This is a genomic window from Nocardia sp. NPDC057440, assembly GCF_042802915.1.
GTDB lineage: Bacteria > Actinomycetota > Actinomycetes > Mycobacteriales > Mycobacteriaceae > Nocardia.
The window spans coordinates 1-24,895 of sequence record NZ_JBHVDF010000016.1 but is presented as its reverse complement, the minus strand read 5'-3'; the positions used below and the strand labels follow the sequence as shown (position 1 = coordinate 24,895).

Here is a 24,895-nt window from a genome sequence, read left to right as displayed (position 1 = left end):
CCATGCAGGTAACCATGACCGTCAACGGCGAGCCGGTGACCGCGGAGGTCGAGCCACGTACCCTGCTCGTGCATTTCCTGCGAGACCAGTTGCGGCTCACCGGAACCCACTGGGGCTGTGACACCAGCAACTGCGGCACCTGCGTGGTGGAGGTCGACGGCGAACCGGTGAAGTCGTGCACGATGTTGGCCGTCATGGCCGGCGGTCGTGCGGTGCGCACCGTCGAGGGGCTCGAGGTGGACGGCCAACTCGATCCGGTGCAGGAGGGCTTCATGCAGTGTCACGGGTTGCAGTGCGGATTCTGCACGCCCGGAATGATGATCACCGCCCGCGCCCTGCTCGACCGCAACCCGAATCCCGACGAGCAGACCATCCGAGAGGCGATCTCGGGCCAGATCTGCCGCTGTACCGGATATACCACCATCGTGCGGTCGATCCAGTGGGCCGCAGCGAAGCAACGAGGCGAAGCGGCGGAGCCCGAACCTGCCGCCACGCAGGCGCCGGTAGGGAGCGCGACATGACCGCCGTCGAGTCCCGGCCCGAAGACCGCGTCGACAACGACCACAAGCCGTGCGGTCACGGCAGGATGCTCCGCAAGGAGGATCCGCGGTTCATCCGCGGACGCGGCAATTACGTCGACGACGTGTCGCTGCCCGGCATGCTGCATTTGGCGATCCTGCGCTCCCCGTTTGCGCACGCGCGGATCGTGAGCGTCGATGTCTCCGCAGCACAGGCACATCCGAAGGTCAAGGCAGTTGTCACAGGTGCGGATCTGGCGGCGAAGGGACTGGCCTGGATGCCGACGCTCTCCAACGATGTGCAGGCGGTGCTGGCGACGGACAAGGTCCGTTTCCAGGGCCAGGAGGTGGCCTTCGTCGTCGCCGAGGATCGCTACTCCGCGCGTGATGCGTTGGAGCTCATCAACGTCGAGTACGAGATGCTCGATCCGGTGATCAACGCCCGGACCGCACTCGCGCCCGATATGCCGGTGATCCGCGATGATCTCGAGGACAAGCGGGACAACCGGTGCTTCGACTGGGAGACCGGCGACGCCGCCGCGACCGAGGCGGTGTTCGCGCGCGCCGACGTCGTCGTCGAGCAGGAGATCGTCTATCCGCGAGTGCATCCCGCCCCGATGGAGACTTGCGGTGCCGTCGCGGATCTCGATCCTGTGACGGGGAAACTCACTCTGTGGTCGACGAGCCAGGCGCCGCATGCCCACCGCACGCTCTACGCGTTGGTGGCAGGACTGCCCGAGCACAAGATCCGGGTGATCTCACCCGATATCGGCGGCGGGTTCGGCAACAAGGTGCCCATCTATCCGGGATACGTCTGCGCCATCGTCGGGTCACTGTTGCTGGGCAAACCGGTGAAGTGGATGGAGGATCGCAGCGAAAATCTCACCAGCACGGGGTTCGCCCGCGACTACATCATGCTCGGCGAGATCGCCGCCGACGCCGACGGCAAGATCCTCGCCATCCGGTCGACCGTGCTCGCCGATCACGGCGCCTTCAATGGCCAGGCCGCGCCGTTGAAGTATCCGGCCGGCTTCTTCGGCGTCTTCACCGGTAGCTACGACATCGAGGCCGCCTACTGCAAGATGACCGCGGTCTACACGAACAAGGCCCCCGGCGGCGTTGCCTACGCGTGCTCGTTCCGGATCACCGAGGCCGTGTACTTCGTCGAGCGGTTGGTGGATTGCCTCGCGTATGAACTGAAGATGGATCCGGCCGAACTACGGCTGCGGAATCTTCTTCGCCCCGAACAGTTCCCGTACACCAGCAAGACGGGCTGGACCTACGACTCGGGCGACTACGAGAAGACCATGCGCCTGGCGATGGACATGATCGGTTACGACGCCTTGCGAAAAGAACAGCAGGACAAGCGCGCCCGCGGCGAGTTGATGGGCATCGGGATGTCCTTCTTCACCGAGGCGGTCGGCGCGGGTCCGCGCAAGGATATGGACATCCTCGGACTCGGGATGGCCGACGGGTGCGAGCTGCGTGTCCATCCGACCGGCAAGGCCGTTGTGCGCCTCTCGGTTCAGACCCAGGGGCAAGGGCACGAGACGACGTTCGCCCAGATCGTCGCCGAGGAACTCGGCATACCACCGGACGACATCGACGTGGTGCACGGCGACACCGATCAGACTCCGTTCGGCCTGGGCACCTACGGCACCCGGTCGACACCGGTCTCGGGCGCCGCTGCCGCGCTGGTGGCGCGCAAGGTGCGCGACAAGGCGCGGATCATCGCCTCCGGCATGCTCGAGGTCTCCGTCGCGGACCTCGAGTGGGAGAAGGGCTCGTTCCACGTCAAGGGCGATCCGTCCGCGGCCGTGACGATCCAGCAGATCGCGATGCGCGCGCACGGCACCGGTGACCTGCCCGAGGGCATCGAGGGCGGACTCGACGCGCAGATCTGTTACAACCCGGAGAATCTCACCTACCCGTATGGTGCGTACTTCTGCGTCGTCGACATCGACCCGGGGACAGCCGTGGTAAAGGTCCGGCGCTTCCTCGCCGTCGACGACTGCGGCACCCGGATCAATCCGATGATCATCGAGGGCCAGGTGCACGGCGGTCTCACCGACGGTATCGGCATGGCGCTGATGGAGATCATGGCCTTCGACGAGGACGGTAACTGCCTCGGCGGATCCCTGATGGATTACCTCATCCCGACGGCGCTCGAGGTTCCGCATTTCGAGACCGGGTACACGGTCACCCCTTCGCCGCACCACCCGATCGGCGCGAAAGGCATCGGCGAATCGGCCACGGTCGGATCGCCGCCGGCGGTGGTCAATGCGGTGGTGGATGCGTTGGCGCCGTTCGGAGTTCGGCACGCCGACATGCCGTTGACGCCGTCGCGGGTGTGGGAAGCGATGCAGGGGCGGGCCACACCGCCCATCTGAGTGGGTGCGAGCGATGGGATCACCGATGAAGCTCACCGAGCGTGCACTGCAACTGGTCCGCACCCGGACTCCCTTCGTGCACGCGACCGTCGTGCGCGCGCAGCAGCCGACCTCGGCGCATGCCGGGGACGAGGCGATCCTGTTGCAGGACGGGACGATCGAAGGATTCGTCGGCGGCCAGTGCGCCCAGAACTCGGTCCGCAAGGCGGCGCTGGGTGCCCTGCAATCGCACGAAAGTGTGCTGCTGCGCGTGCTGCCCGACGGCGATCTGCAGTTTCCCGAAGCGCCCGGTGCGGCGGTGGTGGTGAACCCCTGCCTGTCCGGCGGAGCGCTGGAGATATTCCTCGAGCCGCAGATCCCGGCGCCGCTGGTGCACATCTGTGGCGCGACACCCATCGCCGACGCGCTGGCCGAAGTGTGCGAACTGGTGGGATTCGGGGTGCAGCGCAGTATTGCCGGAGCCGACTCGCTGGATTCGCCGGCGGACACGACGGCGGTAGTGATCGCCAGTCACGGTGGACCGGAAGCCGAGCTGATCCGCGCCGCACTCGACGCCGGTGTGGGGTATATCGGGTTGGTGGCCAGCAGGATTCGGGGTGCGTCGATTCTCGACGAACTCGAGTTGACCGACGCCGAGCGAGCACGTGTGCGCACCCCGGTGGGTTTGCCGATCGGCGCCAAGACCTCGGCGGAAATCGCCGTCTCGATTGTCGCGCAAGTGATCCAGGCGATCCGCAAAGGTGGCTTGGCCGTCACGTCCCGCCCGGCGAATGTCGCGGTCGAGGCGCTCGATCCCGTGTGCGGCATGACCGTGACAGTCGGGCCGGACACGCCGCATCTCACTGTCGACGATGTCGACCACTGGTTCTGCAGCTCCGGCTGCCGCACCTCCTTCGCCGCGGCCGGGACGGGCCGATGAAAATCGGGTTCGTCACCGGAGTCGTACTCGCCGCGGGAAGCTCGCGACGTCTCGGCCGTGCGAAACAGCTTCTTCCATACCGGAATACGACAGTTCTCGGCGCCACCCTGGACACGGTGCGCACCTGCGCTTTCGATCAGATCATCGTCACCCTCGGCGGCGCGGCGGCGGCCGTCCGGCAGCAGGTCGATCTCGCCGGACTGGAGGTGGCCGTAGCCGACGACTTCGGTTCGGGCTGTGCGTCGTCGTTGCGTTCAGCTCTGAGAGCGGTGGACCCCCGTGCCGCCGGAATCGTGCTGATGCTCGGTGATCAGCCGGGTCTGTCGGCGGCGACCGTCGACCGACTGATCGTCGCGGGGACGCGCTCCGCTATCACGGTCTGTCGCTACCACGACGGTATCGGGCATCCGTTCTGGCTGAGCCGCAGCGTATTCGGCGAGTTGGCTCGATTGCACGGCGACAAGGCCGTGTGGGGGATCATCGAGTCGGGCCGCATCACGGTGTCACGACTCGACGTCGACGCACCGATGCCTTTGGACGTGGACACCTGGGACGACTACGAGCGCCTGCGCGCCGCGACGTCGCCATGATGTCGCCGTTCGACGACGTCGAGGACGTGGTGCGACGATTCGACGCCGACGACTACCTGCTCGATACCGGGACCGCCGCCGCCTTCTACCTGGCCACCACGTTGGGTCGGCCGCTGCTGCTGGAAGGCGAACCGGGAGTGGGCAAGACTACCGCGGCGAAGACCCTGGCCACCGTCCTCGGTGCACCGCTGATCCGCCTGCAGTGTTACGAGGGCCTCACCGTGAGCGAAGCGCTGTACGACTGGAATTACCAGCGTCAGTTGCTCAGCATCCGGCTCGCCGAGGCGCGCGGCACCGACCTCACCGAAGCCGACCTGTTCACCGAGGCATTCCTGGTCGACCGCCCTATCCTGCGCTGTGTGCGATATCGCGGTCCGACGCCCCCGGTGCTGTTGATCGACGAAATCGACCGTGCCGATGACGAATTCGAAGCGCTGCTGCTCGAATTCCTCGGTGAAGCCACGGTGACCGTGCCCGAACTCGGAACCTTCGTCGCAGAACAGCCGCCGCTGGCGGTGCTGACCTCGAACCGCAGTCGCGATCTGCACGACGCGCTGCGGCGGCGCTGCCTCTACCACTGGATCGACTACCCGGAGCCGGCCCGCGCGGTGGCGATCGTGCGACGCACCGTGCCCGGGGCGACCGACGCGCTGATCGAGCACGCCACCCGATTCGTCGCCCGCGCCCGCGATCTCGATCTCGACAAGCCGCCCGGCGTCACCGAGACCATCGACTGGATCGCCGCGCTGGCGACGCTCGATGTCGCCGACCTCACCGCGCCGGAGGCGGTCGCTGCGCTCAGCGCACTGGCGAAGACACCCGACGACCGCGCCACCGTGCACGCGGCATTCGTCGAGTACACCCAAGGCCTGGCTACTGGATGAGAGGGATACTGCGATGAAGATCGCCAACGAGTTCACCGTCAACGCACCCGTCGAGCAGGCATGGGAGGTGCTGACCGACCTCGAACAGGTGGTCCCGCTGATGCCCGGCGCACAGATGGTCGGCTGGGAGGGAGACGACTTCCTCGGCAAACTGAAGGTCAAAGTCGGCCCGGTGACCAGCGAATTCACAGGGAAGGCGAATTTCGTCGAGCGCGACGAACACGACCACCGCGCCGTTATCAACGGCAGCGGCAGGGATTCACGCGGATCCGGAAACGCCGCGGCGACCATCACCACGCAACTGCGCGAGGACGGCGACAAGACCAGGGTCACCGTGGACACCGACCTCAAGATCGTCGGCAAGCTCGCCCAATTCGGCAGCGGGATGCTGCAGCAGGTGTCCGAGAAACTGGTCGGCCAGTTCGTGGCCTCCCTGGAAGCGAAACTCGCGGCGGGCGATTCGGCCGCCGCGGAACCGGCTGTCGAGCCGGACAGCCGGGGGAAGCGGCCACAACCGGTTGCACAATCGGAGCCGGCACCGCTCGACCTGGTCGATCTGGTCGGGCCCGCGATGATCAAGAGGTATGCACCGGCAATCGCGTCAGGGCTGGCTGCCGCGCTCGTCATTGTCCTGGTACGCAAGCTGATGCGCGGGAAGCGATGACGCGGGCGGTTCTGCTACGGGGTGTCGATCTCGCCGCATTCGCCGTCGCGGTGGTTGCGCGGCTGCGGCGTGGTGGCGTCGCGGTGGCGCCGAGCGGGCCCGCGCTGTTCGTGCAAGCCTTGCGCCGCATGGCGCCGCGGTCGCGCACCGAGTTCTACTGGGCTGCGCGGCTCACGCTTGTCGATCGCGTACAGGATCTCGCTGCCTTCGACGCGGTCTTCGCGACAGTGTTCGCCGACGCGGTGTTGGGCGTGGACCCGCCGAGCCGGACGCGCAGACTGCCGACCGAACGCGCGTCGGCACCGCGCGTGAGCGGTCGGGGACAGTCTGGACAAAGCGGTGAAGTCCCCTGGGCGACAATGCGATCGGCGACCGTTGCCGAACGATCGACAGACCAGGGTGTGGCGCTGCCGGACGTGCTGCCGAGCCGGTTCGCGGCACGGGCCCAGGAACCGTTCGACCACTTCGATCCGGACGATCTGCGAACGGTCGGGGCCTGGCTGGAGCAGGCGTCGGCGCACTGGCCGCAGCGCAGCAGCAGGCGCTACGAGAAGCATCCGCATGGCAAGCGGATCGATTTCCGGGCGACGATGAACAACTCCCGCCGCACCGGCTGGGAGTCGGCGGTGCTGGTGCGCACCCGTCCCCGTAGCCGCCCGCGCCGAATCGTCATGATCTGCGACGTCAGCCGCTCGATGCAGCCATATTCGACGATCTATCTGCACCTGATGCGGGCCGCGATGCAGCGCCGTTCACCCGATCGCCCCGAGGTATTCGCCTTCTCAACCTCGCTGACCAGGCTGACCTCGGTGCTGGCGCACCGTTCGCCGGATGTCGCGCTGGCCCGGGCCAACGACAAGGTGGTCGACCGCTACGGCGGCACATACATCGGTCGATGCCTCGGCGCGCTGCTCGCAACTCCGTCCGGCAACGCGGTGCGCGGTGCCGTCGTCGTCATCGCATCGGATGGCTGGGACAGCGACACCCCCGATGTCCTCGCCCGCGCGATAGCCCGGATCCGACGCCGGGCTTGGCGCGTCATCTGGCTCAATCCCCGTGCGGGCGACCCCCGATTCCAGCCGGCCACCGGTGCGATGGCGGCAGCCCTGCCGTACTGCGACATCATGATGCCCGCGCACACGCTGGCGGACATGCACCTGTTCATGCAAGCCCTGGCATCGGCGGTTCTCACCTGAGCCGGCCGGGGAGGACGCCGGGGGCGGCCATCATCGGAATGAACGCTCGGTCACCATCGAAATCATCGACGACGTCGGGCAGGTACTTGCCCTCGGCTGGTACGGCACCGACACGACCGGATACGCCGAAATACTCAATGCTGGAAGCCGATTCGAGAATCGTGAGTGGGCGGTGGAGGGCTGCAATGGCAACGGCCGCCGAAGAAGTTTGTTGCCCGCCATGCATCCGCTGGCGCAACCAGCACACCAAGCCGGTCCGTGACTTCGCAGTCGACTCGAGATCCGACATCCGGACTACCTACCCAAGGCTGCTCGACGAGGCACCAGCAAGCACACACGTCGCGTTACACCCCGGTGCCGCCTCGGCGAACGTATGATTCTCGTGGCACAGTTTTTGGGCCGGTGCCTGTTTGCACTGGAGCGTGCGATGCCGCGCAGGATGGATGACGACCTGTCGGCCGACCATCGCACAGTGGCACGACCAGGGTGCCACCGGCACCATCGTTGAAGGCGATAGTAGCGTCTTTGGCATCCAGGGATGCCAAAGAAAACAGACTTGAACCGTGAGAACTGATGTTCCATCTGGTGCCCGATTACCGAGTGAGAATTGCCGGCGCCGCTGCCTCGGTCCCGCTGCGGTGAGGCCCTCGACGCCGCCGCTGCCCGAGGAAAGCGAGGATACGGATGTCTACTCATCAGGCTGTTCACGTGCAGTCCGCCGGTGCGGCGTTGAAACTGGTCGACGTCGAAACGACCTCACCGCCTCGCGACCACGTGCGCCTCGCGGTCTCGGCATGCGGGATCTGCGGCACCGACCGTGCGTTCATCAGCGGCGCGTTCCCGAACATGGCGTGGCCGCTGACGCCCGGGCACGAGATCGCAGGCACGATCGCCGAACTCGGCGCCGATGTCGACAACTACGTCGTCGGTGACCGTGTTGCCGTGGGCTGGTTCGGTGGGCATTGCGGCAAGTGCATTCCATGCCGGAAAGGCGACTTCATCCACTGCCAGAACCTCCAGGTCCCCAGCTGGCAGTACCCCGGCGGATACGCCGAGTCGGTGACCGTACCGGCCAATGCGCTGGCCCGCATCCCCGACGAGCTTTCCCTGGCCGAGGCCGCTCCGATGGGTTGTGCCGGCGTGACCACCTACCACGCGCTTCGCGAAAGCAGGGCGGTCCCCGGCGACCGCGTGGCCGTTCTGGGAATCGGCGGACTGGGCCACCTCGGCGTGCAGTTCGCGCGCGCGATGGGCTTCGAAACGATTGCGATCGCCCGCGGCCCGGACAAATCCGAGGACGCCCGCGCGCTCGGCGCCCACGGCTACATCGACTCGACCGCAGGCGACGTCAGCGACGCGTTGCGCGGGCTCGGTGGTGTGTCGGTCGTTCTGGGGACCGTGGGCAGCGCCACAGCCATGGCCGAAACGGTCGGGGGGCTGCTACCGCATGGTGAACTCATCGCCATCGGCGTCAGCGCCGACCCATTGCCGATCAGCCCGATGCAGCTGATCACGCCCGGACTCAGCGTCACCGGCCATGCCTCCGGCACTGCGCGCGATATCGAGGAAACGATGCAATTCGCGGTCCAGTCGGGTGTGCGCGCGCGAATCCAGGAACGGCCACTGGATCAAGTCGCCGACGCGTATGCCGCAATGGAACAGGGACGGGCCCGATACCGCATTGTCCTCATGGTCTGACTGCGCAGGGTCAACCGCAACGCAATTCTGATCCGACACTGCTCAGGAGCTTTCCCGAACCAACGCCGACCTGATCGATGGAGGGTGCCCTGTTCGGCATAGCCGAGCAGGCCCCGCGATCTGGCTGAGAGGCAACCTCGGTTCGGCGAGGTACGTAAGATAACCGGTACGGGGTCCACTCCTCTAGGAGGCTGGAGATGACCGACAGCCCACGGCCGATCGCTGAAATCGACAGAGCGCTCCCATCGGGTGAGGATCAAGAGCGGTTTTCCGGCTACGGATTGATGGGGATGCCGTTCGCCAGCGGCCACTACTTGGCGTTTCGGCATTTCCCGGCCAGCTCGGTCGGTGAAGGGTACGACTCGGTGTGGCATCGAGACCCGGCCGGCGAATGGGTGATCTACAGCAGTGTTTCCCCGGAGGCCAGCTGCGCCCGTTGTTTCGGCTCGGCACTCGAAGACGCCCGGGTAACACATCTCGGTGACCTGGACGAGTCCGTCCGCGTCCACAGTGGAGGTGCGGAACAAGCTCGTGTGGGATGAGTCTCACCCCCGCCGGGCTCGTCGGATGAACCGTCGGACCGACCGATCTTTGGGAGGAAAATATGGCGAACAGGTGGACGGAGCAAGACATACCAGTTCAGCAGGGCCGACTGGCGATCGTCACCGGGGCCAATAGCGGACTCGGGTTCGAGGCTGCTCGGGCACTCGCGGCGCACGGCGCGTCGGTGGTGTTGGCGGTGCGGGATGTGGACAAGGGTAAATATGCCGTGGACCGTATTGCCGATGTGGTCCCAGGCGCGGACACCACTGTCCAACAGCTCGATCTGACCTCGCTGGAATCCGTACGCAATGCTGCGGAACAGCTGAGGTCCGCGTATTCGTCGATCGATCTGCTGGTCAACAACGCAGGGGTGATGTACACGCCGAGGCGGATCACCAGCGACGGGTTCGAGCTGCAATTCGGCACGAATCATTTGGGACACTTCGCGCTCACCGGGTTGTTGCTCGACAGAATGCTGCCGGTACCGGGCTCGCGAGTGGTCACGGTAAGCAGCGTCGGCCATCGCATCCGGGCGCGGATCAACTTCGACGATCTGCAGGGGGAACGGTCCTACAACCGGGTGGCGGCGTACGGCCAGTCCAAGCTGGCGAATCTGATGTTCACCTACGAGCTGCAACGTCGCTTGTCCGGCACTGGCAAGACGATCGCGGTCGCGGCTCACCCCGGTGCCGCGAACACCGACTTGATGCGCAATATGCCGGCCGCACTGCGTGCGCTCGTGCCTGTTGTCGCACCCATCGCCACACAGAGCCCAGCGATGGGTGCCTTGTCGATTCTCCGCGCGGCCACCGACCCCGGCGTGCTCGGCGGTCAGTACTACGGACCGGGTGGATTCCTGGAGACGCGCGGCTACCCGAAAATCGTCGAATCGAGTTCACAATCGCATGACACGGCGATTCAGCAACGCTTGTGGACGATCTCGGAGAAATTGACCGGAGTCACGTTCCCTGTCTGATCGCAGCGGCTGCCGTCGCTCCGCGGCGGGAATGCCGTTGACGAAGGAACACTACCCCGTCCCTGCCGAAGCAAAGGAGCAAACATGTCCACCATCCACTTCAAAGAGACGACGAACTCGACGCCCGAGCAGTTCGTCGCGGCACTCACCGACTTCGGGCCCGGCCGCTCAGAGTTGTTCGGCAACAGCACCGACGAATACCTCGAGGTGCACGCGCGGGGGCCCCGCGAGGCCGATGTCACGGAAGGCTCGCGCGGCATCTGGGAACGCCTGCACTACGACTGGTCGGATCCCGGCCGCGTCGTCATGACGACCACCGACTCCAACGTGTGGGGCGGCCACTCGGGCCACACGTACACCCTGACACGCCGGCCCGACGGGATGACCGATGTGGATGTTGTCGTGGTGCGGGAGGGCAAGAACCTCAGGGGACGGGTGCTCGGCGTCGTGGTCGGAACCGTCGGTAAGCGCGTCTTGAGCCAGGCGCTCGGAAAGACTGTCAAGGCTGTCGAAGCCCGCGACAACGGCGCGTGACCGGACCCTCTGGATCGGTCCGAATCAGCTCGCCCGGCCAGAATATTCCGACGATGTCCGTCGTGCGGGTGCCGGTGAGCAGTACGAGCGCGCTCGCGCGGGAACTTCGGTGACGTAGCCGTCGATGATCGGAATTCCGTAGCGGTGTTCGAATTTGGTCAGCAGTTCGACGCCCGCCGGGGACGCGCCGCAGATGGCGAATCGTACCGATGAGGTATTCGGCCGGATTTCGTCGGGCAGATCCGACAGTAGTGCGTACAGGGTCGGGACGGCGGAGATGTATGTGGCGCGATTGCGCTCTATCCGTTCGAAGAACGTCTTCGGGCTGAAGGCCATGGTGGCGCGGCCACCGGCCAGCAGCGGCGACAAGGTGCCGACCACGATGCTGTTGACGTGGGACACCGGCAGGTTCAGCAGGCTGTGGTCGGCTCCGGTGAGTTCGAATGCCTCGATCACCATCGCGCACATGGCGTTGAGGTTGGCGTGGTCGACCGTCACGCTGTTGGTTTTGCCTGCGGTGCCGTTGGTACAGATGCGCAGCGCCAGTGCGTCGTCGCGGGGCCGTGCGGGTTCGGCGGCGTCGGGGTCTGCTGTGGTGAGATCGTCGGCGAGTATGACGGCGTGAACCGGAGCGTCGGAGGCGGGCGGCTGTGCGGTGATCAGGACCTTGGCGCCCGTGCCGGTCAGCTGACAGTTGGCTTCTGCGCCGGTCAGCGCTGGGTCGATAGGGGTGACCGTGGCACCCACACGCCAGGTAGCGAACAGGGATACGACAAAGGCGGCAGAGTTCGGCAACATGATCGCAACCACGTCGCCGCTCGACACTCCCGCGGCGCGCAGGGTAGCGGCGGCGCGGCGCACAGCGTCCAGGAATCCTGTGTTGTTCAGATCGGTGCTGTCGTCGGAGACAGCGGCTGCGTCCGGTGCGGCGGCGGCGCGACGGTCCGGGAGAGTCGAAAGATTCATGAGCGGTCCTCGAGAGGGGTGCAGCGGATGACGACAACGGTAGAAATCACGCCACAGCTCGGCACCGTCGTGCATGAATGAAATTAACCGCGGGCATTGTCGCCGGAGGACAATCCCGACCTCGCAATGCGCCGCCGCAGTCACCGGGAGGTAACCACCATTGGAGGTGGCGAATCTTCGTCGCGACGTATGGCTGCGCGAGACGGTCTCGGTATTCCAGCACGAAGGGTCCAGCTACAAGTACTTGCGGTGGGCCGTACACCGGTATGGCCAGGCAGGATGCCGAGCAGCACACGTAGTATCGCCGTCGAGTCGAACGCAGAGTGTGCGCGATCCGTCTCGCCGTGGTGCCGAGGTGAGCGAACAGCAGGAGGCTGCTCACGTTTCGCTGAACAGCGCTGAATCAGGACGGCTTGATAGCTGTCAGATATCGCGTGCTGTCGAACATTTGCGCCAGCGACTCGGGGACCGCTGGCATAGGACGGTCGTAGCGTGCGGCCAGTTCCTGCAGGTGCAGGCTCGAGGTGGTCCAGCCGTGGGCGGTGAGCCATTCAGCCGGATCAGTGCGTTCGTCGGTGTAGAACAGCGACGCGAGGTCGACCTTGCCGAACGGGGTGCCCTGCAGGTATTCCGACTGCTGCTCGGCGATGCGGCCCATATCGACGCTATTGCCGATGGTCTCCACCGCCACCCTGCTACCGGGTGCCGAAAGCTGACCGATTCGCGCGAACAGGGCATCCTGTGCGGCGCCTGGCAGGTATGGCAGCAACCCTTCTGCCGACCATGCGGTGGGCGAGGTCGGATCGAAGCCTGCCTCGACAAGCGCCGCGGGCCAGTCGTCGCGCAGATCAACAGCCACCTCGTGCCGGTCCGACTTCGGCGTGGTGCCGGATTCGGTGAGCACCTGATGTTTGAACTCGAGCACTTTGGGCTGGTCGATCTCGAACACAATCTCGTGCGCCGGCCAATCCAGCCGGTAGGCCCTGACATCGAGCCCGGCGGCCAGGATCACTGCCTGGGTTACCCCGGCCGTCGCCGCGGACAGGAAGAAATCGTCGAAGAATTTACTGCGATATCCGATGAACCCAGCGGTGAGCGGGGTCTGCGCCCACAACGTCGGATCGGTGATCAGTCGGTTCATATCCGAATCGCCGGATGCCACAACGAACAAGGCGGCGTACTCGTCATGGACAAGAGCATCGGGTTGTTTGGTCTCGATCGCGCGCGCGGCCGCGACGCCGAGGGCGGTCATGCCGACGCTGCTCACAATGTCCCAGGTGTCGCCTTCAGTACGCATAATGCTTTCCTCAGAAGTGTTCTGAATGCGATGGCTGACAAGTCGGAATCCGGGGTTGCGCTCGAGCAAGGTAAGGGGAGCCCTCTTGTCAGCGTGGCAAATATGCTGCTGTCGATGGGTCGAGCTTGTTACGAACTCGATCATACGACCGAGTGGACTTCGGACACGGACGCAGCCGCCCGCGGCGACTTCGGTCCGACCATAAGCCACGAGATTGTGAGTATCTGCAATGCCGGTTCAGAGGGTTTCGTCCAGCCAGTCGAAGATCCTCGAGACCACGAGGCGTCACATGCCGCCGCGACAGCAAACCCCCCTCCGACCTGGACCGTCGGCTCATGGGTGGGTTCAGGGCTCCAGGTACAGGCGTTCATTGGGCAAGCGTGGATACCTACGGCTGTCATCAGGCATCACTGCGAGAGGTTTCGGAGAGCAGCGGTTACGGCAATCTTGTATGAACAATAAAGCCGCAGTGACGCACGCTGTGAAATCGAGGCGCACATTACCGAGTTGCACTGCAAGGTGCACGTCTGGTTCCTTCGGATGCGGAGACATCTGGCTATCCATGTCAGGCTCGAGCCTCCTTGGGTACCGGGCAGAAATCTGCGTGGCCATCCTGGGCGATCGGTTTCTTGACCTCGGGTAGCAGTTCGGCGGTGCCCCACACGTTGTCGGCGGAATACATGATCGTCGCGCCCGCCCGCAGGTAGTCCGCCTCATCGCACGATGACTCGCGGCAGGTGCCGGATTCGACGAACACCTCGTGTCCGGGGGAGATCAGTTCGTGGGCCCCGGCTGGGGCCATCGCTAGGCGGTACTCCAGGTTCTTGATTTCACAAGGGATTCCGATTTTCACAGGCAAAAGCTCCTGAACGTGCGTATCGAGGTTCGATCAACAGCGCCGCGGTTGATGGCCAATATTGGGCGTATCACCAGTTAACCGATTTTCCAAGTATGAGTATTCATCACCGATATACCTATACTGCTGCGGATAATTCTGATGTTGCGCCGTACTTCTGCTGTATGTTCAGCCGGATTGCTTAATCTGGGTTCAGGACCGAGAGATCTTCGGTGCGTGAGCGATGAGCCCGCCCGTGCGGCTTGCTGTCGTCACTGATGCGAAGTCGGGCAACCATGTGCTCACTAAAGGTGGCGAGCCCACCGATGGGGCTGATTCATGAACACTGGTCGAGCCGGAGGACAGTGCCGACGTCGCCCGAAGCGCAGGACAGTCACACGCACCTCCCCAAGCCGGTCGGCCACACTGACAGCCATTCGGACAACAGTTGGTCGGAGCGAGAGGCCACTGAATAGTTTTGCAGCGCATGCCGGTTGCGCAATCCGCTGTTCGCTGCACCGGTTCGCGTCGAGAATTGTGTTACGGCTGCCGCCGCGGAGAGCGGTGGCCTGCTGTTGATCGTCGACGACGTGCAGTGGCTGGACCTGGCCAGCAGCATGGCATTGATGAAGAAGCACAGCATCGCGGATTTGTGCATGCCGACGGCGGCGATGGCGGTGGGGGTGACCTCACGCAGGCTGCGTTCCGCGTCGAACCGCGGTCAACGCCGCCATTGCAGAGCGGTGGAGAGATAGGGTCGAACACGGTGAACCGCAGTCATTTTGGGCTAGAACAGAACGACCCCAGCGTGCACCTCGTGCCGGTCACTGAGCGCGCAGCTCCGTAGTTTGAATGCGAAAGCTGGCTGCTGTCAGCGGCTTACGGCAGTTCCCCGTGGTTTTCAGCGGATGCTGTTGCGGCGTGGCAGTGTCGATCGAGGAGGCTGCCCGTCGCTGCTGTGGCGCTGTGGGGGTGGGTGCCGGTGATGGTAGGGCTTTGTCATCTCCGGTGGTGGGCGCTGTGGGCTGCGCTTGTGTAGTACACGGATCTGCGGTGGTCGCGGATCCGGCGGACACCCCATACGCTCAGCGCTACGGTGAGGCTCAGATACAGCAGGTAGGCGGTGTAGACCATCAGCGGGCCGTAGTCGCCGGCCCACCCGTTCATCAGTGGCAGGGCCGCCAGCCCGGTGAGGATCAGTATCGTTCCCAGTGTCAGGGCTGGTATTCCGAGTGGTGCGAGGTCGTCATCGATTCTGCGCTGCGGGGGCGGTCGGTGCGGGCGGGTGTTGGGCCGGTTCGGTCCGCCGATGACGGTGAAGGCATCGAGTGAATGGCTGGAAGCTCTGGTGACCATGATGTTCTCCAAGCGGGCCGCTCCGGTGGGCCGGGGGTGGATCTGCGGGCATCGTTGTTCACGTGTGGCCGTGGTCGGCGTGAGTTCGTGTTGTGATGTAGGCGTTCGGGGCGTCCGGGCGGGCATCACAACCGTTAGCGATCGTTATAGATAACTCCAGTTGCGGAAAGCTTCTCAGATGTCGCGCTTGGAGGAAACCCCGATTGCATTGTGGATAATCGAACGCGTTGGCGATGCTGATTCGTGACCGATATGCGGCAGCGGGACTCGGCCCGAGGAAATGTCGGCCTTTCGCGGTGCTGCCGGCAAGCGGTCGTTGGTGAATTCCGTGGTTGTGATTTATGGAACCGTTATGTGTTGGTGTGCGGAATCGGTGTGATCGGGTGCGGTATCTCGGTATGTGGGATACCGGGGAATACGGGAACTCGTGGTCGGTGTAACGGATATCAAGTCCAGAGAGAAATCCGGATCTCGTCGGGAATGCCCAGTTGGCTACGTCCGGTTTGGGGTATCCGGCGATCGAGACCTGAACAGGTGGCGGGGGCCTAGGGGCGGCAGCAGTGTCTGCAAGAACGTTCCGACATCCATGGCGTCGACGTAATCCAGGTAACGATGCATGCAGACAACGCCGAATGTCCCCCGAATAATCTGCCATACGCCCTGCTCACAGCAAGTTTTCGCACCTTCGAAATCTGAAATGAGCCGTGTGCTACGTTGGTTGCCAAGGCCCTGATCGGGCCTCCGGACGAGGGCTCAGTACCCGGACAGCGACAAGACTGACCATGGAGGTCAGCACGTCATGGCTTGGGTAATTCTGATTGCGTCGGGTGTACTGGAGGCGGTGTGGGCCACCGCGCTAGCCGCGTCCCACGGTTTCCGGCGCGTCGGCGCCACCGTTGTTTTCGCGGTTGCGTTGGTGGTCAGCATGATCGGGCTCGCCATTGCAATGAATTCGCTGCCGACTGGTACCGCATACGCGGTCTGGGTGGGTATCGGCGCTGTGCTGACCGCGGTCTGGGCGATTTTCAGCGGTAGAGAGAAAGCGACCGCCGCGCGAACCCTCTTGTTACTCGTACTGATCGGCTGTGTCGCCGGCCTGAAGGTGGTGAGCTGACATGCCGTGGATCATTCTGCTGATCAGTGCGGTGTTCGAGGCCGTATGGGCGACCGCACTCGGTAGCTCTCACGGTCTTTCCGAACCGGTCCCGACAGTGGTGTTCCTGATCGGATTGGCGCTCAGCATGATCGGACTCGCGATCGCGCTGCGCAAGCTTCCGATCAGCGTCGCCTATGCGGTCTGGATCGGCGTCGGCGCCGCGCTCACCGTCACCTACGCGATGCTCACCAGCGCGGAATCGGTTTCCGCACTGAAGGTCCTGTTCCTCGGCGGCATCGTCGCCAGCGTGATCGGTCTGAAGTTCGTGAAGTCAGCGCCCGCCCCAGAGCCCGGTATCGCAAAGGGAGGGCGGGCAATGTGACAGGCGGGCGATCTCACTGGCCATCGATCCGGCCGTAGTCGAATCTATCCACACCGTTGAGCTTCCCGGGCTCCCGGCGGCCGAACCTTCGGCCGAGGTTGACCAACGGCTCGGCCAGCTCGAAGAAGCACTGGCAGAAGGGAAGACCTTATCCGCGCAGATGTAGGAGAAGGTCGGAAACGCCACGAGGGCACCGCATTGCGGTCGAGAAGCAGGCGTATCGCCAGTGATGTCTTCGAACTGCCCGTGCCCTCGGAACCGCCCGCACTGATTGGGCGCTTTCGACCGCTGTTCATGGCGAAGAGCCGTCCGAGCCCAATACTGACCAACTCGGCACTCGATATCGACGCAGACCACTCAGCGCACGAGACGGCGGGAATCGTCGATGCGCGCGGCTCGTGCGAACTGTGATGTGGAGGTGTGTGTGTGTAGTTCTCTTGCTGTTCGACTCACGTCACGTACTCGCCCTCCAGCCTTCCCAGAAAACGACTGCGCCCTACCGCGCACTCTGCCTCCGCGCCAGCGGTAGCTGGTGGATCTACGTCGAAAGGCCGAGACTGGTTACTGCCTGCCCGCGCCATTACGGCACGCGACCACACGGGTCGCGCCCACCACGGAACCGCCAGATCGGGCAAGGTGCGTTTGTCTCCGCCTATCGACATGAAGGAGGCTGGAAATGGATCACTCAGACATGGACCCGACCTTCTATCGGAGCGCAACGGAGGCGGCCGCCGCGCCACCGGAGCGGCTCGCATACGTTGTTGCGTTCGACCGCGCGGCACAGAAGCCAGACGCGCTGTCAGTAGTCGATGTGGATCCGGGCTCGGCCACCTACGGCCGGGTCGTGGGCTGGACCGAGGTACCCCACCTGGGCAACGAGCTGCACCATTTCGGCTGGAACGCCTGCAGCAGCGCGCTGAAGCATGAGGGCCACCACATTGACGGGCTGGCTCGGCGGTACCTGATCGTGCCGGGTCTACGCTCGTCGCGCCTGTACGTGTTCGATACCCAGCCCGATCCACGCCAGCCCACCCTGTCCAAGATCGTGGACAGCTCCGAGCTCGCGACCAAGGCCGGCTACTCCCGTCCACACACGCTGCACTGCGGGCCGGACGGTGTGTTCATGACCTGCCTTGGCGGGGCAGACGGATCGGACGGGCCGGGCGGTATCGCGCTGCTCGATCACGGTACGTTCGATGTGCTGCGGCAATGGGAAACCGACCGTGGGCCGCAATACCTCGCGTACGACGCTTGGTGGCATCTCAACCAGAACACGCTGATCAGCAGCGAGTGGGGCACCCCATCCATGATCGAGGACGGGCTGAAGCCGGAATTGCTGCTGGCCAACAAGTACGGCCACGCGATCCACTTCTGGGACCTCACCACCGGTCGGCACCAGCAGCGGATCGATCTCGGCGAGCAACACCAGATGCCACTCGAGCTCCGCCCTTCGCACGATCCGGACGCCGCGTGGGGGTTCGTCGGCGTGGTGATCTCGACCGAGGATTTGTCGGCCTCCGTGTGGCGTTGGCACCGCGATGGTGGCGTGTGGGCGGTCGACAAGGTGATCACCATCCCGGCCGAGCCAGCTGATCCCGACCTACTCCCGCCGGCACTGAAACCGTTCGGCGCGGTGCCTCCGCTGGTCAGCGACATCGACCTGTCGGTCGACGACGCATACCTCTACGTCTCGTGCTGGGGCACCGGAGAGCTCAAGCAGTTCGACGTGCGCGATCCGGCTGACCCGAAACAGACCGGGTCGGTCCGGCTCGGCGGGATCGTGGGCCGCACCGCCCACCCGGCCGCCCCGAACCAGCCGCTTGCCGGCGGCCCCCAGATGGTCGAGATCAGCCGTAACGGTCGGCGGGTCTACCTCACCAACTCGCTCTATGGCGCGTGGGACGACCAGTTCTACCCGGATGGAGTTGGCGCCTGGATGGCCGTGATGCACGCCGATCCCAACGGCGGAATGACCATCGACGAGTCGTTCTTCCCGCACGACGAGGACTTTCGAGGCCTGCGTGTGCACCAGGTGCGCCTCCAGGGCGGCGACGCCTCCTCCGACTCCTACTGCTACCGGTAGTCGGGTCGAGCGGGGACCACTGGATCGCGAACGCGTGCGCCCGGCTCATCACCAGAATCACGGCCGCTGAGAAGCACCCAAAACCCCGACATGACCGGTGGATCGACGCCGGCACGTCTGAAACTGCGCAGTGAGGATGGTGAACGCCGCCCGGTCCATCAGAGTGCACGTCTCGGCCAGGGCGCGGCATCGGCGAAAGTCGGTGAGTGCAGCACCGAGCGCGCTTCCCGTGTGGGTCGTGACCGCACCATGACACGCCGGGACGGTCTGTTCGCAAGCACCAGATCTGGCAAATGTGCTGATCGATTCGATGATAGTCCAGAAAGACACGAAAGCCGTTGCATTGCAACGGCTTTCGTGTCGAGTTGTGTCCGGAGGGGGAGTAGTGCACCGTGATTGCGGCATTCGCGCAGCTGCAGAGACCGTGCTCCCGATCCCGATGTCGATCGGGTCCACGTTGAGCGCTGAGAGAACCGGCCACGCGCCGCGCCCGAAGGTCAACGGGCTGTGGTCATCTGGGCCCGGCCGAGTACCGGCCGAATGCACCATCACCCGCGAGCGCGCGGTCGTCGGTTGGGATCGCTGTCATCCGATACCCCTCTGCGAGCGGGACATGTCGGTAAGGGCAGACACAATGCAGGACATGGAAACCGGTGATGACAAGGACTCGACCGCGCCTTCCCCCGCTGTCACCCGATGGACGGTGGGTCTGACCTGCGTAGCGATCGTGGCGACCGGTTTTCTCATCGCCGGGCTGCTGCACGAGCCGGAGCCGGAGTTGACGACCGCACCGGTCACCCCCATCACGTCAGAGCCGCCGGATCCGGCCGAATACTCCTATGTCACTCCGCCGGTCACGTTTCCGGTGCAGATCCCGGGTTGTGATGTCGTCGAGCCCCCACAGCGAGGGCAATCGATCGGGATGGCTTACTTCGACACGTACGGATACGACAATCCGTCTTATCCGTGGTTCTCCGGCCCCAAGGCAGTCGCGATGACGCAGGCGCTGCAGGATGCGCTCCCCGGTGATGTCGAGATCGCCTTCGCATCGGTGGATCGCTCGCTGGTGTTCCAGCCGATCCTCGGCGATCCCACAGAGGATGAGGGACTCGGCGGTTCGGCGGCTGCCGGACGGGGCGGTGGTCGAGACCGGCGAATGGCGAAGCGGGTCGTTCGCGGCGAGGGCGACGGCTCCATCAGCGTCACTGTCAGCGTCACCCGCCAGTCCGGGACACGGATCCAGGTCACCTCCGCCGACGCCCCCGCCGAGCCTCTGCCGTTCGCGCTACTCGAGGAGATCGCCCTGAATCCGGGCCTCGAGGTGTCGCGATGAGAACGATCCCCGGACTTCGCAACCTCATGCTCGCCGCCACGGCGGCCGTGATCACCAGCGCCGGTGCGGTGGTGGTCCTCTCACAACCCGAGGACAGCACGCGCAAGATCACCGGCACCACGGACTCCGCTCCGGGCCTCGCGTGGTCGACAAGCGCCGCCGCCTACGGGCGAGCAGGCGCGGAGTTCCGCGACCCTAGGGCGGGCACCGAATTCGATACCGGCGGACCAGGATTTGTTGACGCGGGGGACACGCTGGTGACGGTGGTCGGTGTGCCGGACGATGGCATGTACCTACGGGATCCTGTGCTGGTCGGCATCGACGCCGGCACCGGTGCACAGCGCTGGCGGACCCCCGCCGCGGACCTGCGCGGTTGCGGGCCGACCCCCGTCGACGACCAGGTCGTATGCTTCACTTCCGACCAAGCAATGATCGGATACGACGTTGCCACCGGCGAGGTCACGCGCACGCCGACGGATTGGCTTCCCTTCGCCATCGCGACCCTCGACGATCGCGTGTATGTCGCCGAGGGTGACGTCGAATCCGATGACGTGCGCGTCCATGCCGGAACGCTCGCCGATCCGGATGCGTACTGGTCCCAGGCGTTCAGCATGGGTACCGCGTGGGAAGATCTGCCCGCCGACGCCTTGGACGTGTCCCACGGCCAGGGTGTATTCACCCTCGGCATCGATCTCGCCGGGTTCGACCTCACTAGCGGGAAGCCGACCTGGAGCGCGACCCAGGACGGATGCTCCGACGCCGGCGCAACCAGCGGCGCATTGGTCGTGCACACCCGAACCGAATGCCGCGGCCACAGGATCACCGGCAGCACCATCCTCGACCGCACGGGCCGCACCATTGCCGCCACCGATCGCGAAGTCGCCCAAACTCTTTCGATCGACCTCCCCACCGACGAAACCATCCCCGTCCTGCTCGGCGACAGCGCCCATGACCGCCGCACCGGCAGCCCGATATGGCGCAGCCCCGACCTGATTTCCGCACCCCGGGAGACCAACGAATACAACATCAATGCCACGACCGGCACCGCTGCGGCAATTCTCGGCGACACCGCACTACTGCGAGACATCTACGCGCACACCACAACCGGCCTGGACTTACGCACCGGACATCGGCTGTGGCGGACCGAGACCACCCGCTTCGGCACGATCCAGGGATGGGACGGACACACCGTTATCCTTTCCGACCACACTGGACTCTGGGCGGTCGACCCGCGAACCGGCGCCATTGCGTGGGACATTCCGTTCCTCGCCGTGAACGCCGATCTCGATGCCCTCACCGAACCCGGTCAACTCGCCGCACACGGGAAGGGGCGCTACACCTACGCCAGTGCCCGGACAATGATCGGGCTCCGTCCTCTCGAACGCTGAAACCGGACTGCCTCGAGATCCCGCGTTCGTCGCTGCTCTTGTACCCGACAACGGCCCATATCGCGGCTATGGAATGGACCGCGGAGGGCCGGCTTCGACGCCCCTCCTTGCGCGGCCTGCGGCCGGACGCATCGTTTCCGATCCTCCACGAGGACGGCGGCGCGGACTGTCGCTGCCGCAGGGCTATCCGGCGGACCGTAAGTCGTGGGCGATGCTGCGGCGCAGGTGTTCCACGATCCACCGACACAACGCAATCGAGTCTGGCAAACCGATTTCAGCGAATTCGAAACCAGCGGCGTCTGGTGGATCTGCGCGGTCATCGACTACGCGACGAAATGATCATGCCACACCAGGCCATCGACGACCCGGTACCCAGCTCAGCCTTCACGGCTGCGAGCAGCTGAAAACCGCTCGATACGCGGCGTCGGTCTTGGCGTCGGGCACACCTCGCCCTCGACGTAGTCGACGATCTTGTCCCACCACGATGGTGTCCCCGAATCCCCGCCATACAGGTTGGGGATCTCGGGACGTTTCATCCACCCAAAGACCCGGGTGGAAACGCGATGTCATCGGGGCGCCACCGATGACCGAGAGCTGGTTGGCGTTGGTCGAGCCATCCAGCCGATAGCAGAATCATCCGTATTGAGCGGGGTCCCAGGTACGGGTCGGCTTGTTGGTGATGATGAACCGCAATGCCTTGATCATGATGTCACCTCCTTCCTGGAGCTCGGTCGGGCGCGGACAGGGCTTGTGGGGTACGCCGCAGGGTGAACGGCCTGGGGGTCGCGGCATTGGTCACGATCGGGCGGGTATCACCGCCGCCGATGACGCGCAGAGAGGTGTTCTCGATGAGGGTGGTGGCTGCATCGATGACCAGATCGTGGGCGACCGCGGCGCCGGCGCAGGTGAAGGGGCCGGAACTAAAGGGCACAAATGGGCCGTGTTCGCTCGGCCGAATCCAGCGGTCGGGTTGGAATGCCCCTGGTCTGGTCCAGTGTTCGTTGTCGTGATGGAGCAGATAGGGGCTGACGGACAGCAGGTCGCCGGTCTGGAAGGCGATCCCCCCGAACTCGGCAGGATAGGGGACGGGACGGCTGACCATCCAGGAGACCGGCCGGTGCCGCAGAGCCTCACGTACCACCCAGTCGACGGGCCAAGGCCATGGTGAGCCGGGAGAGTGGAGACTGCCCAGCAGCACCGACCACGCGAGCGAGTAGCCCACCGGTCCCACAATGGACCGGAACATCAGCACATACAGCTGCGCCACCGTTGTATCGGCGACGCCGTCGGGACAGGCACCGATCACGGCATCGAGCAGATCCCGTGGTTCGGCTTCCGCAGTGCGGCCGGTGGCGCTGCGCCGGTCCCGGATCTGCTCGTTCAGCGCGGTGGACAGCTTGGCGCGCAGCAGCTGCGCCCGCGCCCGCTGCGCCATTCGGGCCGGGCGAAGCGCGCCCACGCGTGCATTTCGCTCCAGTAACTGCCGCAACTCGGGAGAACCATCGGGGTGCAGCAGCATGTCCGCGATGCACCGATACACCAGCTCGACCCCCGCTGCGGGCCAGCGGGTGACGGAGGGCATTTCGATCACCGCCGCAGCCAGGGACTCGCGATACTCGGGCGTATGCGTCCGCAGAAACGCGCGCACCGCGCGGCCGAAATCGACCTGAGCAGACCGCGAAGGCAGCATAGAACCGAAGAACCCGGACTTCCCCGCATTGAAAGCGCGGTCACTCAACACCGTCAGCGCCAGACCCGTATCGCCGACACACCACCCGCCCCACGGCAGCCCGAACACCTCTACCGGGCTGGTCCGGCGCAGATTCTCGAGGAAACCCAACGGATCACGCCGGAACCGGCGCATCTCTGCAAAACCCATCGGACGGTCCTCTCACAGAGAGGGTGAGCGATTCATCAGATGTTTTCGAGCGGATTTATCCACTGGCTGCGTACAAACGCAGATCAAGCATAGTCTCGACTAATTTTAACCAATTTTACAAGCGAGGCCGTGGAGGTCGACCACGAGGCGAGTACCCCGGCACCGCCGGAGCCTATCGAACACTGTGCCAGCAGTGATATCGGTTCACGATCACCCGCGACCGTCGGCAACCGGTCATTGAGGTCTAACCGGTGTAAAACCACAGGTGAACAGGGCCGATCTCATTGCGAAAGGGGTCGTCGGTTTTCGTAACGTGCTGCGCTCCTGGACAACTCAGCAAGCTGAGCAACCCAAGTGTGGAGCGCGGCCACCGACCTGCAACCGCGCGATGTCGCCAAACTCGTCGCTGCCGACACTGATCGGACCACGACAAAATAGGCCAACCTCGGTGGCATATCCCGCGAAGCGCCTGCCATCGAAGATGGCCCACCGCAGATCACCGACTCAGCGGTGCGCCAACCTCACTGACATCGGACGTCTGACGCTGTGATCTCGCCCCGAGGTCTCTTCAGGCTGCGTGCCCGGCGGGCTTCTTCGGGTACCGACAGCAGTGGTCCCGCCCACTCAGGGGCGGGACCGAGTAGTCCATTCAGCTGTGTTGTGCGTTGATGGGGCTAGGACTCTGCGAGACAGGATCGAATGATCTTTCCGGCGATCTGGTCGAGAAGCTCCGTGGGAACAGCGTCGGGCAGCGCTCGGAGCCAGTCATCGCTCGGTTGTGACGGCATGACCTTGGCACCGTTCAACAGCGAATTCAGTTTGGTTTGTTGATCAGACGACAGAATCAGCGGCGCGGTCGGCAGCAGAGGGTCTACGTCGTTCTTGATCTCCGCCCAGTGCGTCTTGGCGCACTGCAGCGTGCTGTCGCTCTGCCAGTCAATATCTTGCGCGGCAGCTGTCCCCCCGCCACACCACAGCCCCGCGCACACCATCACTGTTACCAACATCCCACCTAGTGCACGACCATGAACTCCCACTACGGGTCTCCTCCTATCGCGACGGCAACGCTTAGGAACTTTTGGCTGGTAGGCACACTATCCGCTCCACGTCCCTGCTCGTGACACCAACACCACGCCGTTTTGCACGGCCGCAGTACAGGGCGTCGCGGGGTCGATGTAGGGCTCGGACGACTCCCGCGATGCCCGGCCGACGAGGCTTGAGCCCGGGGCCGTGCGAACCGGTACGGCGGGGTATGGGCCGGTCGTAGGCTGGTTGGTCGGGTAGCGGGAACGCATTACTGCGTTCCCGCCCCCTCAGAACCGGCCATGCGAGATTTCCCCGCAGCACGGCTCAAGCAGGCCGCTGGGG

The 24,895-nt window shown here is 64.7% G+C and carries 24 protein-coding genes and 1 riboswitch; of the genes, 17 read left to right on the top strand and 7 right to left on the bottom strand.

The window, feature by feature from the left end:
• The first annotated feature begins 2 nt into the window (after window positions 1-2).
• The 7 genes from ACFU4Z_RS28155 to ACFU4Z_RS28125 are packed head-to-tail and all read left to right on the top strand — an operon-like array spanning window position 3 to window position 7,161.
• The gene (locus tag ACFU4Z_RS28155) at window positions 3-521 is read left to right on the top strand and encodes a (2Fe-2S)-binding protein (RefSeq protein ID WP_379068500.1); all 519 of its coding nucleotides are present in this window, start codon (window positions 3-5) and stop codon (window positions 519-521) included.
• Entirely contained in the window at window positions 518-2,908 is a 2,391-nt protein-coding gene (locus ACFU4Z_RS28150) for an aerobic carbon-monoxide dehydrogenase large subunit (protein ID WP_379068497.1), read from the top strand. The genes ACFU4Z_RS28155 and ACFU4Z_RS28150 overlap by 4 nt, the downstream gene beginning before the upstream one ends.
• A 25-nt stretch (window positions 2,909-2,933) precedes the next feature.
• Window positions 2,934-3,827 carry an XdhC family protein gene (locus ACFU4Z_RS28145; RefSeq protein WP_379068855.1) on the top strand — a complete coding sequence of 298 codons (894 nt, stop codon included), beginning with the start codon at window positions 2,934-2,936 and terminating at the stop codon, window positions 3,825-3,827.
• Window positions 3,824-4,417, top strand: coding sequence for an NTP transferase domain-containing protein (locus ACFU4Z_RS28140; RefSeq protein WP_379068494.1), 594 nt, complete (start codon window positions 3,824-3,826; stop codon window positions 4,415-4,417). The genes ACFU4Z_RS28145 and ACFU4Z_RS28140 overlap by 4 nt, the downstream gene beginning before the upstream one ends.
• Window positions 4,414-5,301: an AAA family ATPase gene (locus tag ACFU4Z_RS28135; protein WP_379068491.1), complete on the top strand. Its 888-nt coding sequence runs from the start codon at window positions 4,414-4,416 to the stop codon at window positions 5,299-5,301. Before ACFU4Z_RS28140 ends, ACFU4Z_RS28135 begins: the two co-directional genes overlap by 4 nt.
• A gap of 13 nt (window positions 5,302-5,314) precedes the next feature.
• Window positions 5,315-5,965 (top strand): SRPBCC family protein, encoded by a 651-nt coding sequence (locus tag ACFU4Z_RS28130; RefSeq protein ID WP_379068489.1) that lies wholly within the window; start codon window positions 5,315-5,317, stop codon window positions 5,963-5,965.
• Window positions 5,962-7,161, top strand: a complete 1,200-nt coding sequence (locus tag ACFU4Z_RS28125) for a VWA domain-containing protein (protein ID WP_379068486.1) — start codon at window positions 5,962-5,964, stop codon at window positions 7,159-7,161. Before ACFU4Z_RS28130 ends, ACFU4Z_RS28125 begins: the two co-directional genes overlap by 4 nt.
• Here ACFU4Z_RS28125 and ACFU4Z_RS28120 read toward each other — a convergent pair.
• Window positions 7,154-7,450 (bottom strand): hypothetical protein, encoded by a 297-nt coding sequence (locus tag ACFU4Z_RS28120; protein WP_379068483.1) that lies wholly within the window; start codon window positions 7,448-7,450, stop codon window positions 7,154-7,156. The two genes, ACFU4Z_RS28125 and ACFU4Z_RS28120, sit on opposite strands and share 8 nt — an antisense overlap.
• A 395-nt stretch (window positions 7,451-7,845) precedes the next feature.
• On the opposite strand from ACFU4Z_RS28120, the gene ACFU4Z_RS28115 reads away from it, so the two are divergent.
• The 3 genes from ACFU4Z_RS28115 (at window position 7,846) to ACFU4Z_RS28105 (ending at window position 10,912) form a co-directional block, all read left to right on the top strand.
• Complete coding sequence (locus tag ACFU4Z_RS28115) at window positions 7,846-8,859, top strand: alcohol dehydrogenase catalytic domain-containing protein (RefSeq protein WP_379068481.1); 1,014 nt, start codon at window positions 7,846-7,848, stop codon at window positions 8,857-8,859.
• Between the two features lie 604 nt (window positions 8,860-9,463).
• Window positions 9,464-10,378 carry an SDR family NAD(P)-dependent oxidoreductase gene (locus ACFU4Z_RS28110; protein WP_379068478.1) on the top strand — a complete coding sequence of 305 codons (915 nt, stop codon included), beginning with the start codon at window positions 9,464-9,466 and terminating at the stop codon, window positions 10,376-10,378.
• 84 nt (window positions 10,379-10,462) lie between these two features.
• Window positions 10,463-10,912: a hypothetical protein gene (locus tag ACFU4Z_RS28105; RefSeq protein ID WP_379068475.1), complete on the top strand. Its 450-nt coding sequence runs from the start codon at window positions 10,463-10,465 to the stop codon at window positions 10,910-10,912.
• A gap of 24 nt (window positions 10,913-10,936) precedes the next feature.
• Here the strand turns inward: ACFU4Z_RS28105 and ACFU4Z_RS28100 are convergent, their stop codons facing one another.
• The 3 genes from ACFU4Z_RS28100 to ACFU4Z_RS28090 form a co-directional block, all read right to left on the bottom strand.
• Window positions 10,937-11,878 carry a class I adenylate-forming enzyme family protein gene (locus ACFU4Z_RS28100; protein WP_379068473.1) on the bottom strand — a complete coding sequence of 314 codons (942 nt, stop codon included), beginning with the start codon at window positions 11,876-11,878 and terminating at the stop codon, window positions 10,937-10,939.
• Window positions 11,879-12,281: 403 nt separating this feature from the next.
• A complete protein-coding gene (locus ACFU4Z_RS28095) occupies window positions 12,282-13,202 on the bottom strand; it encodes a class I SAM-dependent methyltransferase (protein WP_379068852.1) in 921 nt (306 codons plus the stop codon).
• Window positions 13,203-13,740: 538 nt separating this feature from the next.
• A complete protein-coding gene (locus tag ACFU4Z_RS28090; protein WP_379068470.1) occupies window positions 13,741-14,028 on the bottom strand; it encodes a hypothetical protein in 288 nt (95 codons plus the stop codon).
• A 557-nt stretch (window positions 14,029-14,585) separates the two neighbouring features.
• Here ACFU4Z_RS28090 and ACFU4Z_RS28085 point away from each other — a divergent pair.
• Window positions 14,586-14,765 (top strand): hypothetical protein, encoded by a 180-nt coding sequence (locus ACFU4Z_RS28085; protein WP_379068468.1) that lies wholly within the window; start codon window positions 14,586-14,588, stop codon window positions 14,763-14,765.
• 244 nt (window positions 14,766-15,009) lie between these two features.
• Here the strand turns inward: ACFU4Z_RS28085 and ACFU4Z_RS28080 are convergent, their stop codons facing one another.
• Entirely contained in the window at window positions 15,010-15,366 is a 357-nt protein-coding gene (locus ACFU4Z_RS28080; RefSeq protein WP_379068466.1) for a hypothetical protein, read from the bottom strand.
• A gap of 720 nt (window positions 15,367-16,086) precedes the next feature.
• A riboswitch (guanidine-III (ykkC-III) riboswitch) is annotated at window positions 16,087-16,151 on the top strand.
• A gap of 14 nt (window positions 16,152-16,165) precedes the next feature.
• Between ACFU4Z_RS28080 and ACFU4Z_RS28075 the strand changes: the two genes are divergently transcribed.
• The 6 genes from ACFU4Z_RS28075 to ACFU4Z_RS28050 all read left to right on the top strand — a co-directional run bounded on the left by ACFU4Z_RS28075 (window position 16,166) and on the right by ACFU4Z_RS28050 (window position 21,987).
• On the top strand, window positions 16,166-16,480 hold the full coding sequence (locus tag ACFU4Z_RS28075) for a DMT family transporter (protein WP_379068463.1): 315 nt from the start codon (window positions 16,166-16,168) through the stop codon (window positions 16,478-16,480).
• A 1-nt stretch (window position 16,481) separates the two neighbouring features.
• Window positions 16,482-16,844 (top strand): DMT family transporter, encoded by a 363-nt coding sequence (locus ACFU4Z_RS28070; protein WP_379068460.1) that lies wholly within the window; start codon window positions 16,482-16,484, stop codon window positions 16,842-16,844.
• 676 nt (window positions 16,845-17,520) lie between these two features.
• On the top strand, window positions 17,521-18,927 hold the full coding sequence (locus ACFU4Z_RS28065) for a selenium-binding protein SBP56-related protein (RefSeq protein WP_379068458.1): 1,407 nt from the start codon (window positions 17,521-17,523) through the stop codon (window positions 18,925-18,927).
• A gap of 643 nt (window positions 18,928-19,570) precedes the next feature.
• Window positions 19,571-20,260 carry a hypothetical protein gene (locus tag ACFU4Z_RS28060; protein ID WP_379068456.1) on the top strand — a complete coding sequence of 230 codons (690 nt, stop codon included), beginning with the start codon at window positions 19,571-19,573 and terminating at the stop codon, window positions 20,258-20,260.
• Entirely contained in the window at window positions 20,257-21,648 is a 1,392-nt protein-coding gene (locus tag ACFU4Z_RS28055; RefSeq protein ID WP_379068455.1) for a PQQ-binding-like beta-propeller repeat protein, read from the top strand. Before ACFU4Z_RS28060 ends, ACFU4Z_RS28055 begins: the two co-directional genes overlap by 4 nt.
• 204 nt (window positions 21,649-21,852) lie before the next feature.
• Entirely contained in the window at window positions 21,853-21,987 is a 135-nt protein-coding gene (locus tag ACFU4Z_RS28050) for a hypothetical protein (RefSeq protein ID WP_379068451.1), read from the top strand.
• Window positions 21,988-22,357: 370 nt separating this feature from the next.
• Here ACFU4Z_RS28050 and ACFU4Z_RS28045 read toward each other — a convergent pair whose 3' ends face one another.
• Both ACFU4Z_RS28045 and ACFU4Z_RS28040 read right to left on the bottom strand, forming a co-directional pair.
• Window positions 22,358-23,527 (bottom strand): cytochrome P450, encoded by a 1,170-nt coding sequence (locus ACFU4Z_RS28045; RefSeq protein ID WP_379068448.1) that lies wholly within the window; start codon window positions 23,525-23,527, stop codon window positions 22,358-22,360.
• A gap of 674 nt (window positions 23,528-24,201) precedes the next feature.
• Window positions 24,202-24,534 (bottom strand): hypothetical protein, encoded by a 333-nt coding sequence (locus tag ACFU4Z_RS28040; protein ID WP_379068445.1) that lies wholly within the window; start codon window positions 24,532-24,534, stop codon window positions 24,202-24,204.
• Between the last annotated feature and the right edge of the window lie 361 nt (window positions 24,535-24,895).